The organism is Caulobacter sp. SL161, assembly GCF_026672375.1.
Classification (GTDB): domain Bacteria; phylum Pseudomonadota; class Alphaproteobacteria; order Caulobacterales; family Caulobacteraceae; genus Caulobacter.
In genome coordinates this window covers 2,395,020-2,415,248 of sequence record NZ_JAPPRA010000001.1, presented here as the reverse complement: position 1 = coordinate 2,415,248, position 20,229 = coordinate 2,395,020, and the positions used below count along the sequence as shown (strand labels likewise).

The following is a 20,229-nucleotide window of genomic DNA, read 5'->3' as shown; positions in this document are numbered from 1 at the left end:
AATTCGTCGCGAGACGATCGGTCCCGCTTTCCCCCGACGGGGAATAGGCTAAAGGACGCGCATGCCCTTCCAGGCCCCGCGCGACGCGGCTGTCATCGATATCGGTTCCAACTCGGTCCGCCTGGTGGTGTACCGGCTGGAAGGCCGCGCCATCTGGACCGTGTTCAACGAGAAGGTGCTGGCGGGCCTAGGCCGCGACCTTGCCAAGACCGGCCGCCTGTCGCCCGAGGGCGTCGTCCAGACCCTGCAGGCGCTGAAGCGCTTCCGCGCTGTGCTGGAGGCGGTCAATCCGGCCGAGACCTTCGTGGTGGCCACCGCCGCGGCGCGCGAGGCCCTGGATGGCCCGCACTTCATTACGCGCGTGCGCGAGGAGACCGGTTTCACCGTCCGCGTGCTGTCCGGCGAAGAAGAAGCTCACTACGCCGCCGTCGGCGTGCTGGCGGGCGCTCCGGACGCGACCGGCGTGGTCGGCGATCTGGGCGGGGCCAGTCTCGAGCTGGTTCACCTGTCGGCCACCGGTGCGGGCCGTGGGGTCACCCTGCCGCTGGGCCCGTTCAGCCTGGCGGGTACCGGCGGGACCGGCAACGGCTTCGACGGCGAGCGCGTACGGCGCCTGGCCCAGGAGCGGCTGGCGCGCGTCGCCGCCGATTTCCGTACCGACACCTTCCACGCCGTGGGCGGCGCCTGGCGCAACCTCGCCCTGCTGCACATGCGGCTGTCAGGCTATCCGCTGCACGTCGTTCACCAGTACTCGATCAGCGCCGGCGAGGCGCTGGAGGCCGCACGCCTAGTGGCCCATCAGTCCAAGAGCTCGCTGGAACGCATAGAGGGCATGAGCAAGAAGCGCTCGGAGACCCTGCCCTACGCCGCCATCGTGCTGGAGACCCTGATCGAGCAGCTTCAGCTGAAGCGGATCGAGATCTCGGCCTATGGCGTGCGCGAAGGGCTGCTGTTCGAGGCCATGCCGCCCCGCGTCCGAGGGCTGGACCCCCTGATCGAAGGCTGCGGCGCGCTGGGCCATCGGCAGGGCGTCGCCGACGAACTGGGCCCGGCGCTCGACGCGTGGATCGCGCCCGCCTTCGAGGGCCTTCCGCCGCTGTTCGGCGACCGGGACCGCGTGCTGATCTCCGCCGCCTGCCGTCTGGCCGACATGGGCGTGCGTCTGCACCCCGACCATCGCGCCGACCTGGTGTTCGAACAGGTTCTGCGCGCGCCGATCGCCGGCCAGGGCCACGCCGAGCGCTGCTTCCTGGCCACCGCCGCTCATGCCCGCCACGCCACCAATTTCCACCCGCCGGAACTTGAGACGCTGGAACGCCTGCTCAGTCCTGCCCAACTGAAGCGCGCCCGCGCCCTGGGCGCGACCATCCGCCTAGCGTGCGATCTGTCGGGCCGCAGCCCCAGTCTGCTGGGCCACTCGCGCCTGACCCTTGATAGCGCCCATCTGATTGTGTCTGCAGAGCCGGGCTTTGCCGACCTCGTTCTTGGTGAACAAACCAATAAGCGCGCCAATACTGCAGCACAGCATCTTGGCCTCAAGCCCAAGATCACAGCGGCATAATACAGGTATAGTTCAGACTTAGATCATGATTAACTGGCTGTGAATTTCCCCAATACGGGGCAATTGACAGAATGTCGCGCAATTCTGCAGGAAAAAAGCACGGTTTGTTAGCCTTGCCACGCGCAACCTTCCTCCAACAACAAACGTGGAGGTCAGTGATGTTGCAGCGTAAGTTCGACTATCTCGACGCTATCGCTTCGGCTCCGGCCGCTCGCAAGCGCCCCGAACTCCGAGTAGCCAACGACCACGACGCGCCGGTGACCAGCGCCGCGCGCACCCTGCAATCGGAGCTGGGCCGCGTGTTCGCCCAGGAAAGCAGCTGGTCGGTTCGCCGCACGGTCGCCATCGGCATTGTGTTCCATCTCGGCGTCTTCTGCGCTCTGGGCCTGGCCGCCGGTGGTGCGCTTTCCCAGTTCGCTCGTTGATCGCTCAGGCTTCCTGACCGCGTCTGCCCGGCTAGTCCGCCAGTTCTGAGCCACTCGGCATCGGATCACCCCGATCCAGCTCGAGAAAATCGGTGAAGGGCAGCCCGTAGACGCGGTCAAAGAACTCGGCCTGATAGCGGAACGGCAGGTTGGCGTCGCTGTTCCACAGCATGACGATGCCCGTCCGTGTCGCCGGCTCGAACATCATGGTCGCGCGATACCCCGCCACCCCGCCGCTGTGGCCGACCAGATCGTGACCGCGGTAGGTGAAGCTGCGCATGCCAAGGCCATAGCCCGGTCCCTTGAGCTCCCGCGCGATGTTGAGGCGGCCGTACGGACGCCCGGTGCCGACCCTGGATCGTTGAACCTCGCCCAGCACGGACGACGACAGCACGTCGGGCCGCAACCCCATCTGCGCCTGCATCCAGATCGCCAGGTCAACGATCGTGGAGTTGACCCCCGCTGCAGCCGGCACGTGATAGTACGCATCAGAGAACGGCAGCGCACGACCGTGACGCGTCGGCCTGGCCCATTGGGCCGAGGACTTCAAACCGGCCTCCCCGAAAGTCGTACTCTTCATGCCCAGGGGCTCGAACAGGCGGCGTTTGACCGCTTCGGCATAGTCGAGACCGGTGCGCGCGCGGATCACCTCGGTGATCGTGTCATAGGCGATGTTCTGATAGGTGTGACAGGTCCCGGGGGGACACACCGGCTTCAGCGCCGCGAACGATCCGCGAATGACGTTCGGGTCCTCCCCATCCTCAAGACGACCATCGTAGGCGTTGCGACCCAGGCCCGTGCGCTGGGAAAGCAGTTGCTCCAGCGTCAAGCCCACCTGCGCGTCGCCCGGCAGTTTCAGGCTGGTGTCGAACGCCGAAAGCGGATCCTGAAGTGATAGCGCGCCATCGGCCGCCAATCGGGCGGTCAGGGTTCCCGCGACGGTTTTCGACAGCGAGGCCCAGCGGAACACGGTCCGCGCATCCACCGGCGCCCCACCCTCAGCCGTGACGCCATAACCCTGAACGAAGGAAAGTCGCCCCTTCTCGACGACGGCGACCGCCAGTCCCTGCATCGACCGATCGGTCATCATCGCCCGCAGGCGGCTGTCCATGGCACGATAGTCGATATCACCCCGCCAGTCTTGCGGCCGTTCGGGCGGCGCGGGCGCGGCGGCCAGACCATGCGGCGCGCTCGTCAGGCGACCGGTGGTGCGCGGCAGGAGCATCGCGCCGAGAAGCAACAGCAGCAGCAGCACCGCCGCGCCGAGGGCCACCCAGATGCGATGCGGCTTACTGACCTCGACGCGCTCGGGGTCGTTTTTGGGCACGGGATCCTGCGGCGGTTAGGGGGCAAATCAGCGGCGCGTCGACTCGCAGCGCCGCATCTATTTCTAGTGAAGAAGCCGCCGATCGTCAGGCGCTAACACTGCCCTCAGGCGAACAAGGCGGCATAAAGCTCGCGGGCGCTCACAGGTTTGGCGACGCAGGCGGTCATGCCCGCATCGCGACAGGCCGCGACCTCGTCGTCCGAGACCGCGCCGGTGACCGCCACCACGGGCGTCTGACGATTGAGGCCCGCCGCGCGGAGCCGGCGCGTCGCCTCCAGCCCGTCCATGCCCGGCATGCGCACATCCATCACGATGGCGTCGAACTGCTGATCCTCGCACACCGCCAGGGCGCTCAGCGCATCCTCGGCGACATCGACGACGGCCCCGAACGCTTCCAGAATCCCTCGCAAGGTTCGCCGGTTGATGTCGTGATCGTCGACGACCAGGATCCGCGGCGCGTCCGCGCGCGGGACAAGGCCGACGCTCTCGTCAGCCTCGGACTCGTGGCTCATCGGCTCGGCTCCCGCCGGGGTCGGCAGCCGCAGGACGAACCGCGCGCCGCCCTCCGGCGCAGAGCTGGCGGCGAGCTCACCGCCCATCAGGCGCGTAAGGTCCCGACTGATCGCCAGGCCAAGACCGGTGCCGCCGAAGTTCCGCGCGGTCTCGCCTCCAAGCTGCTCATAGGGATCGAACAGCCGGTTGATCTGCGCCTCGGTGAGACCTGGTCCGGTGTCGCGAACCTCGATCTCAACAGCCGACGCCTCACTTGCGACCGGTTGGATGTCGACGGTGACGCCGCCTTCCGTTGTGAACTTCACGGCGTTACTGATCAGGTTATTCAGCACCTGCCGCAGACGCATCGGATCGCCCCGCACCCAGCGCGGCAGTCGCTCGGCGCCGGTCAAGGTCAGGGTCAGCCCCTTGGCCTCAGCCGCCCCGCGCCAGAAATCGACGGTGTCGGACACCTGAGCCCGCAGGTCGTGGTCCACCATTTCGACGCCCATGCGGCCGGCCTCGATCTTGGACAGATCCAGCAGGTCGTTGAGCAGGGTGCGCATCATCCGGCCCGCATCGGCGATGAGACCGGCGCTGCCTGCGTCCAAGCGTCCAGCGCCATTGACGATGGCGTTGATCGGGGTTCGCAGTTCATGGCTGACCATGGCGATCAGGGCCGAACGTGCGGCCACTTGGGCCTCGGCGGCGCGTCGCGCCTCCCGCTCGGCCTTCATCGCCCGGTGCGACCACAGGAAGGTCATGGCGATGGTCAGGCTGAACAGCCCGCCGCCGATCAGGAAGTACGGCAAGACCGGATCACCGCCGCCGCCCGCCAGCAGAGGCGTGATGAACAGATAGGCCACGTGCGGCCCCGCGCCGCTGATGAACGCGACCATGCAGCCTTCAGCCCCCATCAGGGCGGTGAAGATCGAGGCCGACAAGAGCAGGATCGCCCCGGCGGCCCCGGCGGGCGTGCCCATCTCCCACAACGGCAGGGCCAGCCAGCCGAACACCGTGGCCAGGGCGACATCGGAAACAAGGTTGAACCAGACGCGGTCGGTCGGGTCAGCGGCGCTAATGAACCGCTTCAGCGCATAGAGTTCACAGATCTGTACGACGAGGTAGGCGACCGACCAGACGAACAGGAACGGCATGTTCTTGAGGATCAAGGCCGCCACGCACAGGGTGACGATCACGAACAGACGCAGCGGAACCTGCTTGCGGCGCGACAACGCCGCCGGGCGATAGTCCTCCGCCAGGTTTGTCCAGAATGTCCGCAACACCGTTCCCATCTGGACGCGCCACCCAGTCTGCCCGACTTTAGATCGCGTTAGGTTCAAGCGTAAGCCATCGAACCGCCCGAAAGCGCTCTAACGCAATGCCCCCGGCGCCTGCATATCGACTTTAGATCAGCCCGTCCAAGCGAGACAGGCTTGAGAGACGCCCGCATCGCGCGCGAGGTCAGTCAGGCACCTAAAACTCGCGATCGAGGCGCCGGCGGGACGCCAAGACCGCGAATTTGAGCCCCAAACAAGGACGATCAATCGTTCTTGGGCGCCCGCCGAACCTCGACCACCCGCACACGGGCGCCGTCCAGCACCAGCGCCAGTTCGCCGCGCTTGATCTTGAGCGCGTCGGAACCGAACGCTTCGCGTCGCCAGCCCGCCAGGGCGGGCGTCGTGGCGTTGTCATCGGCGGCGATCTTCTCAAGGTCGGACACCGTGGCGATCAGCTTGGAGGCCACACCGGCCTCTTCCGCACGCGCCTTCAGCAGCACCTTGAGGAGCTCGACGACGGCGCCGGCGTTCTGGGGCGGCGGCGGGCCGGGCTTGTCGACGACGGGCGCGTAGCCTTCCGGATCGGCCAGAGCGTCCTTGATCGCCGCCAGCAGGTCGGGACCGAACTTGCTGCCGCCAAAGCCCTTGGGCACGCCTCGCAGATTGTTCAGCGCCTCGAGATTGCCGGGCGTCTGGGTGGCCAGCTCGTCAATGGCCTCGTCCTTCAGGATCCGGCCGCGCGGCTGGTCGCGGTTCTGGGCGGTGCGCTCGCGCCAGGCGGCGACGGCCTTGAACACGGCCAGATACTTCGGCGCGGTCTTGCGCGGACGCAGGCGACGCCAGGCCTTTTCCGGGTCAACATCATAGGCGGCCGGATCGGAGATGGCGGTCATCTCCTCCTCGACCCAGGCCAGACGGCCCGAGGTTTCCAGGCGCTCGCGCAGGATCGGGAACAGCTTGGCCAGGTGGGTGACGTCGGCCAGGGCGTAGCTGAGCTGCGCGTCGGTGAGCGGACGTCGGGCCCAGTCGGTGAAGCGGCTGGACTTGTCGATCTCGATCCGCAGCATCTGACGCACCAGGGCGTCATAGGCGATCTGCTCGCCGAAGCCGGCCGCCATGCCCGCCACCTGCGTGTCGAACAGCGGCTTGGGCATCGCTTTCAGATTGTTGAAGATCTCGACGTCCTGCCGGGCGGCGTGGAACACCTTGAGGATGCGCTCGTCACGCATCACGACCAGCAGCGGCTCAAGATCGATATCATCGGCGAGCGGGTCGATGACCGCTTCCTGGGTGGGGGACGCGACCTGGATCAGGCACAGCTTGGGCCAGTAGGTCGTCTCGCGCATGAACTCGGTGTCCACGGCGACGAAAGGCTCGCCCGCAAGGCCATTACAGAACGCCGCCAACTCGGCGGTGGTGGTGATCAGCTTCATCCGCTGCTAATAGCCTCGCGCACCCCCGAGTCTGCAAGCGTCAAGACGCGCCAAGCATGGCCGGGAAGCAAATTTTCCGCGAGTTCGGACGGCGTCGTCGCCTTCCGACAGACCAGAGCGAGCGAATGAGCGATCTGCCCAACGGCCTCACCTACGCCCAGGCGGGTGTCGATATCGATGCGGGCAACGCCCTGGTGGACGCCATCAAGCCGCTGGCCAAGGCCACGCGCCGTCCGGGCGCGGAAGCCAGCCTGGGCGGCTTTGGCGCCCTGTTCGACCTGAAGGCGGCCGGCTACGACGATCCTCTGCTGGTGACGACGACCGACGGCGTCGGCACCAAGCTGCGCATCGCCATCGACACGGGCATGCACGCCACGGTCGGCATCGACCTGGTGGCCATGTGCGTCAACGACCTCCTGGCCCAGGGCGCCGAGCCGCTGATGTTCCTGGACTATTTCGCCACCGGCAAGCTGGACGTCGAGACGGCCAAGAGCGTCGTCGCCGGCATCGCCGAGGGCTGCAAGATCTCGGGCTCGGCCCTGGTGGGCGGCGAGACCGCCGAAATGCCGGGCATGTACGCCGACGGCGAGTACGACCTGGCCGGCTTCTCGGTCGGCGCGGTCAATCGCGACGCGGTGCTGCCCAAGCTGGACCAGCAGCGCGCCGGCGACATCATCATCGGCCTGGGCTCGTCGGGGCCGCACTCGAACGGCTATTCGCTGGTGCGCCGCGTGGTCGAGCGCTCGGGTCTGGCCTGGGACGCGCCCTGCCCGTTCGAGGCCGGCAAGACCCTGGCCGAAGCGCTGATGGCCCCGACCCGCATCTATGTGAAGTCGCTGTTGCCGCTTCTGAAGTCTGGCCGCGTCAAGGGCGGCGCCCACATCACCGGCGGCGGCCTGATCGAGAACCCGCCGCGCGCCATCGCCGAGGGCCTGGCCGCCGAGTTCGACTGGAACAGCTGGGCCATGCCGCCGGTGTTCGACTGGCTGGCCCAGACCGGCGGGATCACCGAGCACGAGATGCGCCGCACCTTTAACTGCGGCGTGGGCTTTATTCTCATCGTGGCGCAAGCCGACGCCGAACCGGTGCTGGCCGCCCTGCTGAACGCCGGCGAGGACGCCTTTATCTGCGGGCAGCTGGTCAAGGCCTGATGAGCCCCAAGACCAAAGTCGCCGTCCTGATCTCGGGCCGGGGCTCCAATATGGAGGCCCTGGTCCGCGCCGCCCAGCCGCCGGGCTGTCCGTTCGAGATCGCCCTCGTGCTGGCCAACAAGCCCGACGCCAAGGGCCTTCAGATCGCCGCAACAGCCGGGGTCGAGGCGCTGTGCGTCGACCAGAAGCCGTTCGGCAAGGACCGCGAGGCCCATGAGCGGGCCATCGACGCGGCCCTGCGCGCGCGCGGAATCGAGGTCATCGCCCTGGCAGGCTACATGCGGATCCTGACCCCCTTCCTGGTCGACGCCTGGGAGGGCCGGATGCTGAACATCCACCCGTCCCTGCTGCCCGCCTATCCGGGTCTGGACACCCACGCTCGGGCCATCGCCGCCGGCGAGGTCGAGGCCGGCTGTACGGTCCATCTGGTCACGGCCGGCGTCGACGAGGGTCCGATCCTGGGCCAGGCCCGCGTGCCCATCCTGCCCGGCGACGACGAGCCCGCCCTGGCCGCCCGGGTGCTGGAGCAGGAGCACAGGCTCTACGCCGACACCCTGGCGACGTTCTGCCGCGGCCTTTGAGCGGCGAAAGCCGAAGGTTGACGCGCATTTACGACGCTGGGTCAGAGAATTGTCATGGTCGCACGAGATAGTGCCGCCATGGACGCCTTCCTGAATCAGACCTTCGCCCTCGCGGCCGACAACAGCTTGTTGGCGGGCGGGCTGCTGTTCGTGCTGACACTGCTGGAAGCGCTGCTGGTGGTGGGCGTTCTGATCCCCATCGTCGGCGTCATGCTGGCCGCCGGCGCTCTGGTGGCTCAGGGCGTCATGCATCCCGTCGAGGCGGTGCTGTGGTGCAGCGCCGGCGCGGCGGTCGGTGACGCCCTGTCCTATCTGCTGGGCCACCGTCTGGGCGGCCGCCATGGCGCTCGGATGCTGTTCTCGGGCCGTCGGCGCCTGTTCGCCCGCGCCAAGCTGCTGGCCCGCCGCTACGGCACGGTGGCGATCATCGCCGCCCGCTATCTCGGCCCCGTCCGCCCGATGATCCCGATCCTGGCCGGCATGAGCCGCGCCCGCCCCTGGCGGTTCCATATCGCCAGCGCGCTGACCGCGCCGATCTGGGTCGTGTCGCTGATGGCCCCGGGCTATTTCGCCGTCGTCAATCTGCAGCGCCTGGATCTTGATCCCGGCGTGGCCGGTCCGCTGGCGGTCGCGGCGCTGATCATCGTCGCCACGATCTGGCTGGCTTTCCAGCGCCCGCGCGCCGTCCTGGCCTAGACCGAGCGGTAACGTCGCTCGGCCCACAGCGCGCCGCCCAGCACGATGGCCACGGCGATCCACAGCGCCGCCGCCGCCACCGCCAGATAGGTCAGAGCCCCCAGCGCGCCGCCGCACGCCAGGCCCGTCCATAGCAGCGCATAGCGCCACCAGTCGCGCGGCTCTCCACCGACGATCGCGCCGGCGATCCTTTGCCCGACCTTGACCAAGGCGCCGGTCATGTAGGTCAGGCCCACAGTGACGTCGCCGTTGCGCTGGAAGACCGCATTCTCGGCGCCCATCGCCATCGCCACCGCCGCAATCCCGGCGCGATCGTGTCCCAGCGCAAGCAGGATCGCGCCGATCGCCAGCAACATGGCCTCCAGGACCAGAACCGGCGAGCGCCGCGTCTCGCCCAGCGCCCGGGCCGTGAGCGCGCCCAGCACTACGCCCGCGACGAAGGCCGCGACCAGCCCCAGGACCGTCAGCGCCGCCGTCCAATGCGCCGTTGCGAGCGCCACGCCCAGCCGCGTGGAGTTGCCGCTCATGAACGAGACGAAGAAGCCGCCCAGCTTGAGAAAGCCGATCGCGTCGACATAGCCCGCCACGCCCGACAGCGTCACCGCCAGCGCCACCTCGCCGCGTCCGTAGTGCTGCACGTCCCGGCCTCCGCACAAAAGAAAGCGGCCGGATCGTCACCGATCCGGCCGCTCTGCGTCATCAGAAATGTCGACGGCGATTAGCCGACGATTTCTTCTTCCGTGAAGAACTGGGCGATTTCGATGCCGGCGTTCTCCAGGCTGTCCGAGCCGTGGACCGAGTTTTCACCGATCGACAGGGCGAACAGCTTGCGGATGGTGCCTTCGTCGGCGTTTTCCGGGTTCGTGGCGCCCATGACTTCACGGTACTTCAGGACGGCGTTGTCGCCTTGCAGCACTTGGACGACGACCGGCTCGGCGGTCATCTGGCCCACGAGTTCGCCGTAGAACGGACGCTCGGCGTGGACTTCGTAGAACTTCTTGGCTTGGGCTTCGGTCAGCTTCACGCGGCGCTGAGCGACGATGCGCAGGCCGGCGGCTTCGATCACAGCGTTGATGGCGCCGGTCAGGTTACGACGCGTGGCGTCCGGCTTGATGATCGAGAAGGTGCGTTCGGTCACGACAGTGATCTCACAGAAAAGTTGTGAATTGGGAGGTTGCGGGCTTATAGCCGTGCGCCCCGCCCTCGCCAACCCCACCGCGTAAGCTTCACAAAAATGCTGCAGATCAACGACCTGACCTTCAATGCGTGGGGCCGGCGCTTTTTCGACAAGGCGACCGTCAGCCTGCCGCCGGGGGCCAAGGTCGGCCTGATCGGGCGAAACGGCGTGGGCAAGTCGACCCTGTTCAAGCTGATCCTGGGCCAATTGCACGCGGGCGATGACGAAATCAGCCTGCCCAAGAGCGCCCGCATCGGCTCGGTCGACCAGGAGCACCCGGCCACGCCGGTGAGCTTGCTGGAGACGGTGCTGGAAGCCGATATCGAGCGTCACACGCTGATGACCCGGCTGGAGACCGCCGATCCCGAGGAGATGGGCGAGATCTGGGCCCGGCTGATCGAGATCGACTCCGACTCCGCTCCGGCTCGCGCCTCGGAAATCCTGGTGGGCCTGGGCTTCACCCAGGACGACCTGCGCCGGCCGATGAGCGAGTTCTCGGGCGGCTGGCGCATGCGTGTCGCGCTCGCCGCAGCCCTGTTCGCCGAGCCGGACATGCTGCTGCTGGACGAACCGACCAACTATCTGGACCTGGAAGGCGCGCTGTGGCTGGAGGCGCGGCTCCAGAAGTACCCGCACACGGCGCTGATCGTCAGCCACGACCGCGAACTGCTCAACAACAGCTGCACCCACATGCTGCACCTGGCCGGCGGCAAGCTGGAGCTCTACACCGGCGGCTACGACGACTTCGAGAAGCGCCGCGCCGAGAAGGCCCGCCTGCAACTCTCCGCGAAAGCCAAGCAGGACGCCGAGCGCGCTCATCTGCAAGCCTTCGTCGACCGCTTCAAGGCCAAGGCCTCCAAGGCCGCCCAGGCCCAGTCGCGGATGAAGCGTCTGGCCAAGATGGAGCCGGTGGCCACCACGATCGAGGAGCGCGTCGCGCCCTTCACCCTGCCCTCTCCGCCCAAGCCCCTGCCCCCGCCACTCATCCGGCTGGAGAAGGCCAGCGTCGGCTATGAGGCAGGCCGCCCGATCCTGAAAAATCTGAACCTGCGCATGGACCTGGACGACCGCATCGGTCTTCTGGGCGTCAACGGGGCGGGCAAGTCGACCTTCGCCAAGATGATCGCCGGCGCGCTGGGCGTACAGGCCGGCGAGTTCCACCGCGACAAGAAGATGAAGGTCGGCTGGTTCCACCAGCACCAGATCGAGGCGATGGATCCCAACGACACGCCGCTGGAGATCATCCGCCGGGCCATGCCCGAGGCCTCGGAAAGCTCGCGGCGCTCGAAACTGGCCCAGTTCGGCCTCGGCTTCGAGAAGCAGGAGACCAAGGTCGAGAGCCTGTCGGGCGGCGAGCGCGCGCGCCTGCTGCTGAACCTGGTGGCGATGGACGCCCCGCACATGCTGATCCTGGATGAGCCGACCAACCACCTGGATATCGACAGCCGCCGGGCCCTCTTGGACGCGCTGAACGACTATATGGGCGCTGTGATCCTGATCACCCACGACCGCTCGCTGATGGAGCTGGTCGCCGACCGCCTGTGGCTGGCGGCCGACGGCACGGTCAAGCCGTTCGATGGCGACATGGACGACTACGCCAAGTTCGTTCTGGAGCGCGCCAAGCTGGCCGTGAAGCCGACCCAGGTCAGCCGCGAGCCTGAAAAGCCGGTCGCGCCGCCCGCGAAGAAGGCCGCCGTCGAGCCGCTTCGCCGCAAGGTCGAGGCCGCCGAGCAAGTGATGACGAGGCGCACCCGCGACTTGGCCGAACTGGAAGCCCAGCTCGGCGACCCAGATCTCTACGTCAAGAACCCGGGCAAGGTCGCCGAACTGACCAAGCGGCGCGATAACGCCCAGGCCAAGCTCAGCGAGGCCGAGGAGGCCTGGATGAGCCTGGCCGAGGAGTTGGCCGAGGCCGAAGGCTGAGCCAACCTCAGGATGAACGGCCGCTAAACCATGTCGTTTAGCGCTTCCCGAACATGTGTCGCCGCATGGTGCGACCCATGAGCACAGGTCACCCCCGCAACCATGTCGTAGCCAATCCGGAAGGATTGTCGTCGCACGTCGTGTTGGAAGCGTTCGCCGAATGGGTGAACACCCGCATCGGCGAGGCCTTGCGGATCGAGATGGATCTGGCCTTCCGCGATCGCCCCTTCGACGTCGAAGTGGGCCGCTCGCCCGCCCTGGTCGGCTGGGAGCACAAGTTCATCCAGCCGGGCGCGCCCGCGCCGCGCGGCAAGATGTGGACGGTCTACCGCCTGCATGATCAGAAGGATCGTCCTGTCCACCTGCCGCAGTCCGGCGACCTGGTGGAGGACCTGACGCCGCTCCTCGGAGAGCTCGGCTATCTGGGCGTGTTCGAGGACGGCGTGGCGCAGTTTCCAGGCGTGGGTAAGCGCTGACCGACCGCCGACTCAGCGGCGATGGTGATCGTCGCGCGGCTTGTCATACAGCGTGCGCAGATAGGCGGTGACGTCGGCGATCTGGATCGCCGTCATCGCCTTGGCGGGCATGGCGTAGTGACCGACCGAGGCGATCGCCTCGAGCTCCCAGTCCAATCGGTAGTCCGCGTACTTCTTGGCGACCTCGCCGAACGGTGGCGCGTCGGAGCGCGGGCTGACGCCGTCGGCGGTGATGGCGTGGCAGGTGGCGCATTGCTTGGCCGCGAAGGCCGCGCCCCGGGCCGGCGAGCCAGGAATGGCGTCGTCCGCCTCCGCGGCGGACCGGGACGCCTGCGCGATCGTCGTCGCCGGGACCATCAAAGCCATCATCGCCAGGGCGGTCGTCAGAAGCCTGCGCATGTCGGTCACTCCCGTCATGGCGACAATGCGCCCAACGCTCGCCCGCGCCAACTCAGGGCCAGCGCGTAGGAGCAAGATCCCCGGAACGCTCTAGCCGCACTTCACCTGCTGAACCACGCCTGTATCGGCGTTGAACAGGATGTTCAGGCGGTCGGGGCGATAGTCCATCGTGACCGGGCAGGTCGTGCAGGCGACCCGCCAGCGGGAAGGGTCGACCGGCGCCGGCAAGCTGGTGCGGAGCTGGCCGATGAACTGCTGGGCGTCCTTCAGGCCGCACTCGTCCTTGGGCTCGCTTTGCGGCGGCGGCGTCGGGAGCGCGATGGCCGGCGGCGCGGTCGGTGTCGTCGGTGGTGGTGGCGGCGCGGGCTCCGGCGCGCTGGAGCAACCCGCCAGAACCATCGCCGAGATCAACACTGCAAAGGTCCGCCTCATGCCTGCTTCTCCCAACCCCGCTCGGCGCCCTGGCGCCAGTAGGACACCGGATGCCCGGCCTTCTTGAACGTCGACCAACGTCCGCGCGCCAGGGCCAAGGCCTGATCATCGCGACCGTCGAACAAGAGGATGCAGCGCGAAACCCCTGAAAGGTCTCCAGGTTCGGCCCCGTCGATGAGAAACAGCGCATCGCCGCTGTTGGGGTTTCCCTCGGCGGCGGTCAGCAGCACGGGCTGTCGCTCGGCCATCGGCTCGCTGGCCAGGCCATGCGGCAGGAAGCTGTCTTCCCGATAGGTCCAGAGGTGCTGATCCAGGGCCTCGATCCGGCGCGGATCGCCGCCGCGCACCAGCGCCTTCCAGCCGCGCCCCAGCGTCTTTTCCAGAAGCTCGGGCAGCACCGCCTCGAGCGGCGAGCGCTCGAGGTGATAGAACCAGACCTCGCAGGGCGCGGCGTCGGTCACGCTCAGCCTTCGTAAGCGTCAGCGACGAGGCGGTTGAGCAGACGCACGCCAAAGCCCGCCGCGCCATCGGGCACGGTCGGATCGGCCGAGGGCTTCTTCCAGGCCACCGAGGCGATGTCGAGGTGGGCCCACGGCACGCCGTTGACGAACTTCTGCAGGAACAGACCCGCCGTGATCGAGCCGGCCGGACGCCCGCCGATGTTCTTCATGTCGGCGATCGGGCTTTCGATCTGCTTCTCATAGGCGGCCGGGAGCGGCAGGCGCCACAGGCTCTCACGCTCGGCCTTGCCAGCCGCGAGAAGTTTTTCCGACAAACCGTCGTTATTGCTGAACAAACCGGCGTAGTCATGACCTAGCGAGATGATGATCGCGCCGGTCAGGGTGGCCAAGTCGATCATGAACTGGGGCTTGAAGCGTTCCTGCGTGTACCAAAGCGCGTCGGCCAGAACGAGGCGGCCTTCGGCGTCGGTGTTGATGACCTCGATGGTCTGGCCCGACATCGAGGTGACCACATCGCCCGGACGCTGGGCGTTGCCGTCGGGCATGTTCTCGACCAGGCCCAGCACGCCGATGGCGTTGACCCTGGCCTTGCGGCCGGCCAGGGCGTGCATGACGCCGGCCACGGCGGCCGCGCCGCCCATGTCCCATTTCATGTCTTCCATGCCGTCGGCCGGCTTGATCGAGATGCCGCCGGTGTCGAAGCACACGCCCTTGCCGACGAAGGCGATCGGCTGGGCCGACTTATCAGCCGCGCCCATCCACTTCATGATGACGAGCTGGCTTTCGCGGACGCTGCCCTGCCCCACGCCCAGAAGACTGCCCATGCCCAGCTTGGCCATCTCGGCCTCACCCAGGATCTCGACCTCCAGGCCCAGGCTTTCCAGCCCCTTGGCGCGGGCGGCGAACTCTTCGGGGTGCAGGATGTTGGCCGGCTCGGAGACGAGGTCGCGGCTGAACACGATCGCGTCGGCCAGGGCCGCCAGCGGTTCATAGGCCTTCTGCGCCTTGACCGGATCGGCGGCGGCGATCTTGACCACCTGGACTGAGGGCTTCTTCTCGGCCTTCTCGGTGGTGCGGTACTTGTCGAAGCGGTAGGCGGCCAGGCGCGCGCCGAAAGCGGCGCGGGCGGCGGTCTCGGCGTCGGCGCCCAGCTTGAGCACCAGTTCGACCACGCCCGAGGTCTTCACGGCCTGGAAGGCCGAAGCGGCGGCCAGTTCGACCGCCTCGGGCTCGACGGCGCCGGAGCCATCGACGCCGACCAGGACCACACGTGCAGCTTCCAGTCCGTTCGGGGCGACGATGTCGAGCGTCTGCCCCTTGGCGCCGGTGAAGCGCCCGCCGGCGATGGCGCGCGCCAGGGCGCCGCCGGTGGCCTCGTTGGCTGCGCGGGCCTCGGGCGACAAGGCGGCGCCTTCGTGAGCCAGGACCGCGAGCGCGGCGGTGGCGCCGGCCTGGGTGTCGACGGGAACGAACTCGATACGCATGCCGCGCTCCTGCAATTTGGGCGACCGTAAGCGGCGCATCAGACCGCGCGCCGGCTCACCTCATCAAGGCGGCATAGTCCAATGCCGCGCCTTAGAAAAGGCTCCGTTCGGCTACACTCGGGACGGCCAAGTTCGGTCCCCGGTTGTGCTGGCGTTAAGCCCCCGTGTAGAACGGCGCATCTTCGGGGTTCGTCCCACGAATCCATCCGCCCCGATCCCCGTCTTCATGCGCCTCATCGAACGCTATCTCTTCCGGCAGTTGCTAGGCCCGACGCTTCTGGCGACCGCGGCGCTGGTGGCGCTCGCCCTGCTGGCCCGCAGCCTGTCGGAGTTCGATGTGCTGGTGGAGCAGCGCCAGAGCGCGCTGGTGTTCCTGAAGATCATCCTCCTGGCCCTGCCCCAGCTGCTGGGCATCATGATGCCCCTGGCCCTGTTCGTAGCCGCCCTGGTGGCCTTGAATCGACTGCATACGGAGCAGGAGATCGTGGTCTGTTTCGCAGGTGGCATGAGTCGCTGGCGGGTCATCTCGCCGGCCATGCGCCTGGCGGTCATCGCCGCCCTGATCTCGCTGATCTCGGGTCTGTGGCTGCAGCCCTGGAGCGCCCGCCAGATCCGCGAGACCGCCTTCCAGATCAAGACCGACGTCGCCGCGACCCTGGTCCAGCCGGGCCAGTTCACCGAGCCTGGCCCGGGTCTGACCGTCTACGCCCAGTCGATCGACCGCGACAGCAAGATCCAGAACCTGTTCATCCACCAGGAACTGCCCAACGGCGCGGCCTCGACCTATTCGTCGCGAGAAGCCGAGATCGCCACCCGCAAGGGCGAACCGGTGCTGATCATGCGCCACGGGTCCAACCAGCAGTTCTCGCGCGACGGCGTGCTGCAGTACACGTCCTTCGACGAGTACACCTTCGATCTGTCCAGCCTGTTCCACAGCGACGAGCTGCTGCACTACAAGATCGCCGACCGTTATCCGCACGAGCTGTTCTTCCCGGACCTGACCCAGGAATGGGAACAGCGCAACAAGGACAAGCTGCTGGCCGAAGGGCACTCGCGCTTCGCCGGCCCGCTCTACAACATCGCCTTGATGAGCATGGCGCTGGCCGCCGTGCTGGGCGGCTCGTTCAGCCGCATGGGCTATGGCAATCGCATCGCCGCTGTCGGCGCGGCCGCCGCGATCGTCCGCATCGTCGGCTTCGGCGTCCAGGCGGCGTGCGAGGATGATCCCTGGCTGAACGTGCTGCAGTATATCGTGCCGCTGGCCGCCACGGCCTGGGCGATGTCGCAGATTTTCCGCCAGAGGGTCTCCCCGCGCCGCAAGACCAAGCCCGCCACCCCGGCGCCCGCGTTTTCGGGAGCCGCATGATGCTGACCATGGGCATGCTGGAACGCTATGTGCTCAAGCGCACCATGGGTGCGCTGGTCGGGGCCCTGGCGGTGCTGAGCGCGATGGTGATGCTGATCGCGTTCGTCGACATCGCGCGCAATGTGGGTACACGCGCCGACGCCAGCTTCCTGCGGCTGCTCTACCTGACCATCCTTCAGGCCCCGGCGACCATTCTGGTCCTGGCGCCCTTCATCTTTCTGTTCGGCACCATGTGGGCGTTTGTCGAGCTGAACCGCCGCAGCGAGCTGATCGCCATGCGCGCGGCCGGGATCTCGGCCTGGCGTTTCATCATGCCGGCGGCCGCTTCGTCATTCGTGATCGGTCTTTTGACGATCACCCTGCTCAATCCGCTGACCACGGCGATGACGGCCAAGTTCGAGACCGAACGCGACCGCACGATGAACGGCTATCTGAAGGAAGCGCCCAAGGGGACATGGCTGCGCCAGGGCGACGACAAGACCCAGATCGTGATCCGCGCCAGAGCCCGCGAGCTCGTCGACGGCTCGGTGCGCCTGCGCGGGGTGTCGCTGTTCGTCTACACGCTGAACGCCAAGGGCGTGATGGACTTCACCCGTCGCATCGAGGCCAATGAGGCCCGCCTTGAGCCTGGCTTCTGGCGACTGAGCGGCGTGCGAGAAGCCACCCCCGGCGCCGGCGCCATTCGCTCGGACAGCCTGTCCATCCCCTCGAACCTCGACGATCGCACGGCCTCGGAGCGGTTCAATACGCCGCAGGCGGTGGCGCTGTGGCGTCTTCCGGCCACGATCCAGCGGACAGCCGACGCCGGCTTCTCGGCCGCGCCCTTCAAGCTGCGCCTGCAGCAGGATCTGGCCACGCCCCTGCTCTTTGCGGCCATGTCGGTCCTGGCGGCGGCCTTCTCGCTGCGCCTGATGCGTCTGGGCGGACTGGCCATGCTGGCCGGGTCGGGCGTCGCCCTGGGGTTTGGGTTCTTTTTCTTCAACGAGCTGTGCAGCACACTGGGGCGGGCCGACGTTCTGGCCCCGTTCGTCGCTGCCTGGACCCCGCCGACCGTCGCGCTTTTGGTGGGCTTCACTTTGCTTTGCTATACGGAAGATGGGTGAGTCATTGTTTCCAGGGTCGTTCATGACTGAAACGCGCTCCAGCGTCCCGTCCGCCGGCCGCGCGCTGCTGATGAGCGGCGCAGCGTGGCTGACGCTGGCCTGCGCCAGCGCGGCCCAAGCCCAGCAGAACCTCGCGACGATCCCGCAGACGCCGGTGATCAAGACCGCGCCGCCCGACGGCCTGGGCGACGATGGCTACTATCTGGAATCAGACCTTCTGATCCGGGACGATAAGAACCAAATCATGACCGCCGAGGGCGCGGTCGAGGCGCGCTATCAGGGCCGCACCCTGCGCGCGGACAAGGTGATCTACGACAGCAAGACCGGCGCGATCACGGCGGACGGCAATGTCGAGCTGATCAATCCCGACGGCACGGCCGAATTCGCCGACCATCTGGAGCTCGACAAGGACATGAAGGCGGGCTTCGCCCGTAACTTCGCCGCCCGACTCGAGCAGAACATGAAGGTCGCGGCCGCCAGCGCCGTGCGTCGCAACGAGAACATCCAGGAACTGAACAAGGCGATCTATACGCCCTGCGAGGTCTGCGCCGAAAAGCCGACCCCGACCTGGTCGGTCTCGGCCGACAAGATCGTCCAGGATAAGCCCAAGCAGCTCATCTATTATAAGAACGCCGTCATCCGTGTATGGGGCGCGCCCGTTCTGTATCTGCCGCTGTTCTGGCATCCGGACCCGCAAGCCAAGCGCAGCTCGGGCTTCTTAGCCCCCAAGCTCGACTTCTCCCGAGGTCGCGGCGTTTCGTACAACCAGCCCTACTACCATGTGATATCGCCATCGTCGGACGTGATCCTGGCCCCGCAGATCAACAGCCAGGTCAATCCGTTCCTGAACGTCGCCTACCGCAAGCGCTTCTACTCCGGGACGCTCGAGGCGCGCGGCGGCTTCACCTACGACAAGGAATTCGACATCCGAGGCGACCGCTTCGGCGAGGAGACCTTCCGAAGCTACATCCTGGCGAACGGCAAGTTTGACATCGATGAGCACTGGAAGTGGGGCTTCTCGGCCGAACGCGTGTCCGACGCGTTGCTGTTCGACAAATATAAGATCAACGACGTCTACCAGCAGCGCGGACTGTTCACGAGCGACGACCGCCGTCTGGTCTCACAGCTGTATGCGACACGCCAGTCGCAACGGTCCTGGCTGTCCGTCTCTGCGGTTTCGGTCCAAGGTCTACGGGTCGTGGGCGTCAACGCCGCCACAAACTCGGCGAACGCCTTTGAGAACAGCGGCGCGTTCCCGCTGATCGGCCCGCTGGTGGAAGCGCGATGGGAGCCGGAAAAGCCGGTGCTGGGCGGTCGACTGCGCCTCCAGGGCTCTGGCGTCATGCTGAACCGCTCGGAGTCTCAGTTTGGCGAAGCGCCCTATTTCCTGGGCGCCTATAAGGGCCAGAACGGCGTCGACTCCAGCCGGGCCAGCGTCAAGGCCGACTGGCGCGCCAGCAACATCATCGGACCTGGCCTGAAGGTCTCGCCGTTCGTCCAGGCGCGCGGTGACGCCTATTCGATCAAGACCTTCGTCACCCCCGCCGCCAGCGCGCTGGGCGATGACACCCAGGAGACCTACACCCGCGCGCTCGGCGTCGGCGGCGTGGATTTCAGCCTTCCGTTCTACAAGCCGCTGGCCAAAGGCGGCAGCGTGGTGCTGGAGCCGCTGGCCCAGGTCGCGCTCGGCTCGGACAGCTCGCGCGTGCCTGTGGTCGTGGCCCGCGACGGGACCAAGCGCTACCTCTACAACGAGGACAGCGCGACCCTCGAGTTTGATGAGACCAACCTGTTCCAGGCCAACAAGTCGCCGGGCTTTGACCTCTACGAAGGGGGTCAACGCCTGAACGTCGGCGGCCGCGCCACCTTCGCGCGCCCCGACGGCCGTGGCGGCAGCATCCTGGTGGGGCGCAGCTTTCGATCGGAGTTCGATCCGCTGCTGCCCACGCGCACGGGCCTGCAGATGAAGTCTTCCGACTGGATCGTTGCGGCCACCGTCACGCCGGTTCGGGGGATCAACGCCTTTGTCCGCACGCGCCTCGACTCCAAGACGCAGGACATCCATCGGATCGAAACCGGCGTCGACGCCTTCACCACGCGCGGCAGCGGCTCGGTTCGCTATCTGAAGGACGAACTGGACGCTAACGGTAACCGCCAGGAAAACTTCGAAGCGCGCGGCGAGCTGAAGCTGACCAAGCACTTCTCCCTGACCGCGTTCGGGCAGCGCGACATGGTCCAGGACGTCTGGCGTCGTCGCGACCTAGGCGTCGCCTACCAGGACGACTGCATTCGCGTGGACGTCATCTACCAGCAGGAAGACCGCTACGCCTCGACGGCCAGCGGTTTGCGGCTGCAACCTGATCGTACGATCGTGTTCCGCCTAACGCTCGCCACATTGGGTGATACAGGGTACAGCAGCAATTAAGTGACCGCGCTTGGGGGCGTGCGGGCGGACCCGCAAG

20 protein-coding genes are annotated in these 20,229 nt (G+C 67.1%); 11 read left to right on the top strand and 9 right to left on the bottom strand.

Annotation, left to right across the window (positions count from 1 at the left end; all coding sequences use genetic code 11):
* Positions 1–61: 61 nt before the first annotated feature.
* Both OVA11_RS11775 and OVA11_RS11770 read left to right on the top strand, forming a co-directional pair.
* Positions 62–1,561: a Ppx/GppA phosphatase family protein gene (locus OVA11_RS11775; RefSeq protein WP_268067577.1), complete on the top strand. Its 1,500-nt coding sequence runs from the start codon at positions 62–64 to the stop codon at positions 1,559–1,561.
* 155 nt (positions 1,562–1,716) lie between these two features.
* Complete coding sequence (locus OVA11_RS11770) at positions 1,717–1,986, top strand: hypothetical protein (protein WP_268067576.1); 270 nt, start codon at positions 1,717–1,719, stop codon at positions 1,984–1,986.
* Positions 1,987–2,017: 31 nt separating this feature from the next.
* Here the strand turns inward: OVA11_RS11770 and OVA11_RS11765 are convergent, their stop codons facing one another.
* The 3 genes from OVA11_RS11765 to rnd form a co-directional block, all read right to left on the bottom strand.
* Entirely contained in the window at positions 2,018–3,313 is a 1,296-nt protein-coding gene (locus tag OVA11_RS11765; protein ID WP_268067575.1) for a serine hydrolase domain-containing protein, read from the bottom strand.
* A 104-nt stretch (positions 3,314–3,417) separates the two neighbouring features.
* Entirely contained in the window at positions 3,418–5,100 is a 1,683-nt protein-coding gene (locus OVA11_RS11760; RefSeq protein ID WP_268067574.1) for an ATP-binding protein, read from the bottom strand.
* Between the two features lie 248 nt (positions 5,101–5,348).
* The gene (gene rnd / locus OVA11_RS11755) at positions 5,349–6,518 is read right to left on the bottom strand and encodes a ribonuclease D (protein WP_268067573.1); all 1,170 of its coding nucleotides are present in this window, start codon (positions 6,516–6,518) and stop codon (positions 5,349–5,351) included.
* A 125-nt stretch (positions 6,519–6,643) separates the two neighbouring features.
* On the opposite strand from rnd, the gene purM reads away from it, so the two are divergent.
* The 3 genes from purM to OVA11_RS11740 all read left to right on the top strand — a co-directional run bounded on the left by purM (position 6,644) and on the right by OVA11_RS11740 (position 8,946).
* Entirely contained in the window at positions 6,644–7,669 is a 1,026-nt protein-coding gene (gene purM / locus OVA11_RS11750; protein WP_268067572.1) for a phosphoribosylformylglycinamidine cyclo-ligase, read from the top strand.
* The gene (gene purN, locus OVA11_RS11745; protein WP_268067571.1) at positions 7,669–8,250 is read left to right on the top strand and encodes a phosphoribosylglycinamide formyltransferase; all 582 of its coding nucleotides are present in this window, start codon (positions 7,669–7,671) and stop codon (positions 8,248–8,250) included. The genes purM and purN overlap by 1 nt, the downstream gene beginning before the upstream one ends.
* A 78-nt stretch (positions 8,251–8,328) precedes the next feature.
* Complete coding sequence (locus tag OVA11_RS11740; RefSeq protein ID WP_268067570.1) at positions 8,329–8,946, top strand: DedA family protein; 618 nt, start codon at positions 8,329–8,331, stop codon at positions 8,944–8,946.
* Here the strand turns inward: OVA11_RS11740 and OVA11_RS11735 are convergent.
* Positions 8,943–9,542, bottom strand: a complete 600-nt coding sequence (locus tag OVA11_RS11735) for a YoaK family protein (RefSeq protein ID WP_268068955.1) — start codon at positions 9,540–9,542, stop codon at positions 8,943–8,945. The genes OVA11_RS11740 and OVA11_RS11735 overlap by 4 nt on opposite strands.
* Between OVA11_RS11735 and OVA11_RS11730 the strand changes: the two genes are divergently transcribed.
* Positions 9,426–9,668, top strand: a complete 243-nt coding sequence (locus OVA11_RS11730) for a hypothetical protein (protein WP_268067569.1) — start codon at positions 9,426–9,428, stop codon at positions 9,666–9,668. The two genes, OVA11_RS11735 and OVA11_RS11730, sit on opposite strands and share 117 nt — an antisense overlap.
* Here OVA11_RS11730 and ndk read toward each other — a convergent pair.
* Positions 9,665–10,084 (bottom strand): nucleoside-diphosphate kinase, encoded by a 420-nt coding sequence (ndk, locus tag OVA11_RS11725; RefSeq protein WP_096051170.1) that lies wholly within the window; start codon positions 10,082–10,084, stop codon positions 9,665–9,667. The genes OVA11_RS11730 and ndk overlap by 4 nt on opposite strands.
* 96 nt (positions 10,085–10,180) lie before the next feature.
* On the opposite strand from ndk, the gene OVA11_RS11720 reads away from it, so the two are divergent.
* Both OVA11_RS11720 and OVA11_RS11715 read left to right on the top strand, forming a co-directional pair.
* Positions 10,181–12,046 carry an ABC-F family ATP-binding cassette domain-containing protein gene (locus OVA11_RS11720; RefSeq protein WP_268067568.1) on the top strand — a complete coding sequence of 622 codons (1,866 nt, stop codon included), beginning with the start codon at positions 10,181–10,183 and terminating at the stop codon, positions 12,044–12,046.
* A 77-nt stretch (positions 12,047–12,123) separates the two neighbouring features.
* Positions 12,124–12,522, top strand: a complete 399-nt coding sequence (locus tag OVA11_RS11715) for a hypothetical protein (protein ID WP_024265736.1) — start codon at positions 12,124–12,126, stop codon at positions 12,520–12,522.
* 12 nt (positions 12,523–12,534) lie between these two features.
* On the opposite strand, the gene OVA11_RS11710 is transcribed toward OVA11_RS11715, so the two are convergent.
* From OVA11_RS11710 to OVA11_RS11695, 4 genes are all read right to left on the bottom strand, one after another.
* On the bottom strand, positions 12,535–12,921 hold the full coding sequence (locus OVA11_RS11710; RefSeq protein ID WP_442780890.1) for a c-type cytochrome: 387 nt from the start codon (positions 12,919–12,921) through the stop codon (positions 12,535–12,537).
* Between the two features lie 90 nt (positions 12,922–13,011).
* The gene (locus OVA11_RS11705; RefSeq protein ID WP_012640303.1) at positions 13,012–13,353 is read right to left on the bottom strand and encodes a hypothetical protein; all 342 of its coding nucleotides are present in this window, start codon (positions 13,351–13,353) and stop codon (positions 13,012–13,014) included.
* On the bottom strand, positions 13,350–13,814 hold the full coding sequence (locus tag OVA11_RS11700; protein WP_268067567.1) for a DNA polymerase III subunit chi: 465 nt from the start codon (positions 13,812–13,814) through the stop codon (positions 13,350–13,352). Before OVA11_RS11700 ends, OVA11_RS11705 begins: the two co-directional genes overlap by 4 nt.
* Before the next feature lie 2 nt (positions 13,815–13,816).
* Positions 13,817–15,298 (bottom strand): leucyl aminopeptidase, encoded by a 1,482-nt coding sequence (locus tag OVA11_RS11695; protein ID WP_268067566.1) that lies wholly within the window; start codon positions 15,296–15,298, stop codon positions 13,817–13,819.
* A gap of 226 nt (positions 15,299–15,524) precedes the next feature.
* On the opposite strand from OVA11_RS11695, the gene lptF reads away from it, so the two are divergent.
* From lptF to OVA11_RS11680, 3 genes are read left to right on the top strand one after another with little or no spacing between them, the layout of a single operon-like run.
* Positions 15,525–16,664, top strand: a complete 1,140-nt coding sequence (lptF, locus tag OVA11_RS11690; protein WP_268067565.1) for an LPS export ABC transporter permease LptF — start codon at positions 15,525–15,527, stop codon at positions 16,662–16,664.
* Positions 16,661–17,767 (top strand): LPS export ABC transporter permease LptG, encoded by a 1,107-nt coding sequence (gene lptG / locus OVA11_RS11685; protein WP_096033257.1) that lies wholly within the window; start codon positions 16,661–16,663, stop codon positions 17,765–17,767. The genes lptF and lptG overlap by 4 nt, the downstream gene beginning before the upstream one ends.
* The gene (locus tag OVA11_RS11680) at positions 17,760–20,192 is read left to right on the top strand and encodes an LPS-assembly protein LptD (protein WP_268067564.1); all 2,433 of its coding nucleotides are present in this window, start codon (positions 17,760–17,762) and stop codon (positions 20,190–20,192) included. The genes lptG and OVA11_RS11680 overlap by 8 nt, the downstream gene beginning before the upstream one ends.
* Positions 20,193–20,229 lie beyond the last annotated feature (37 nt).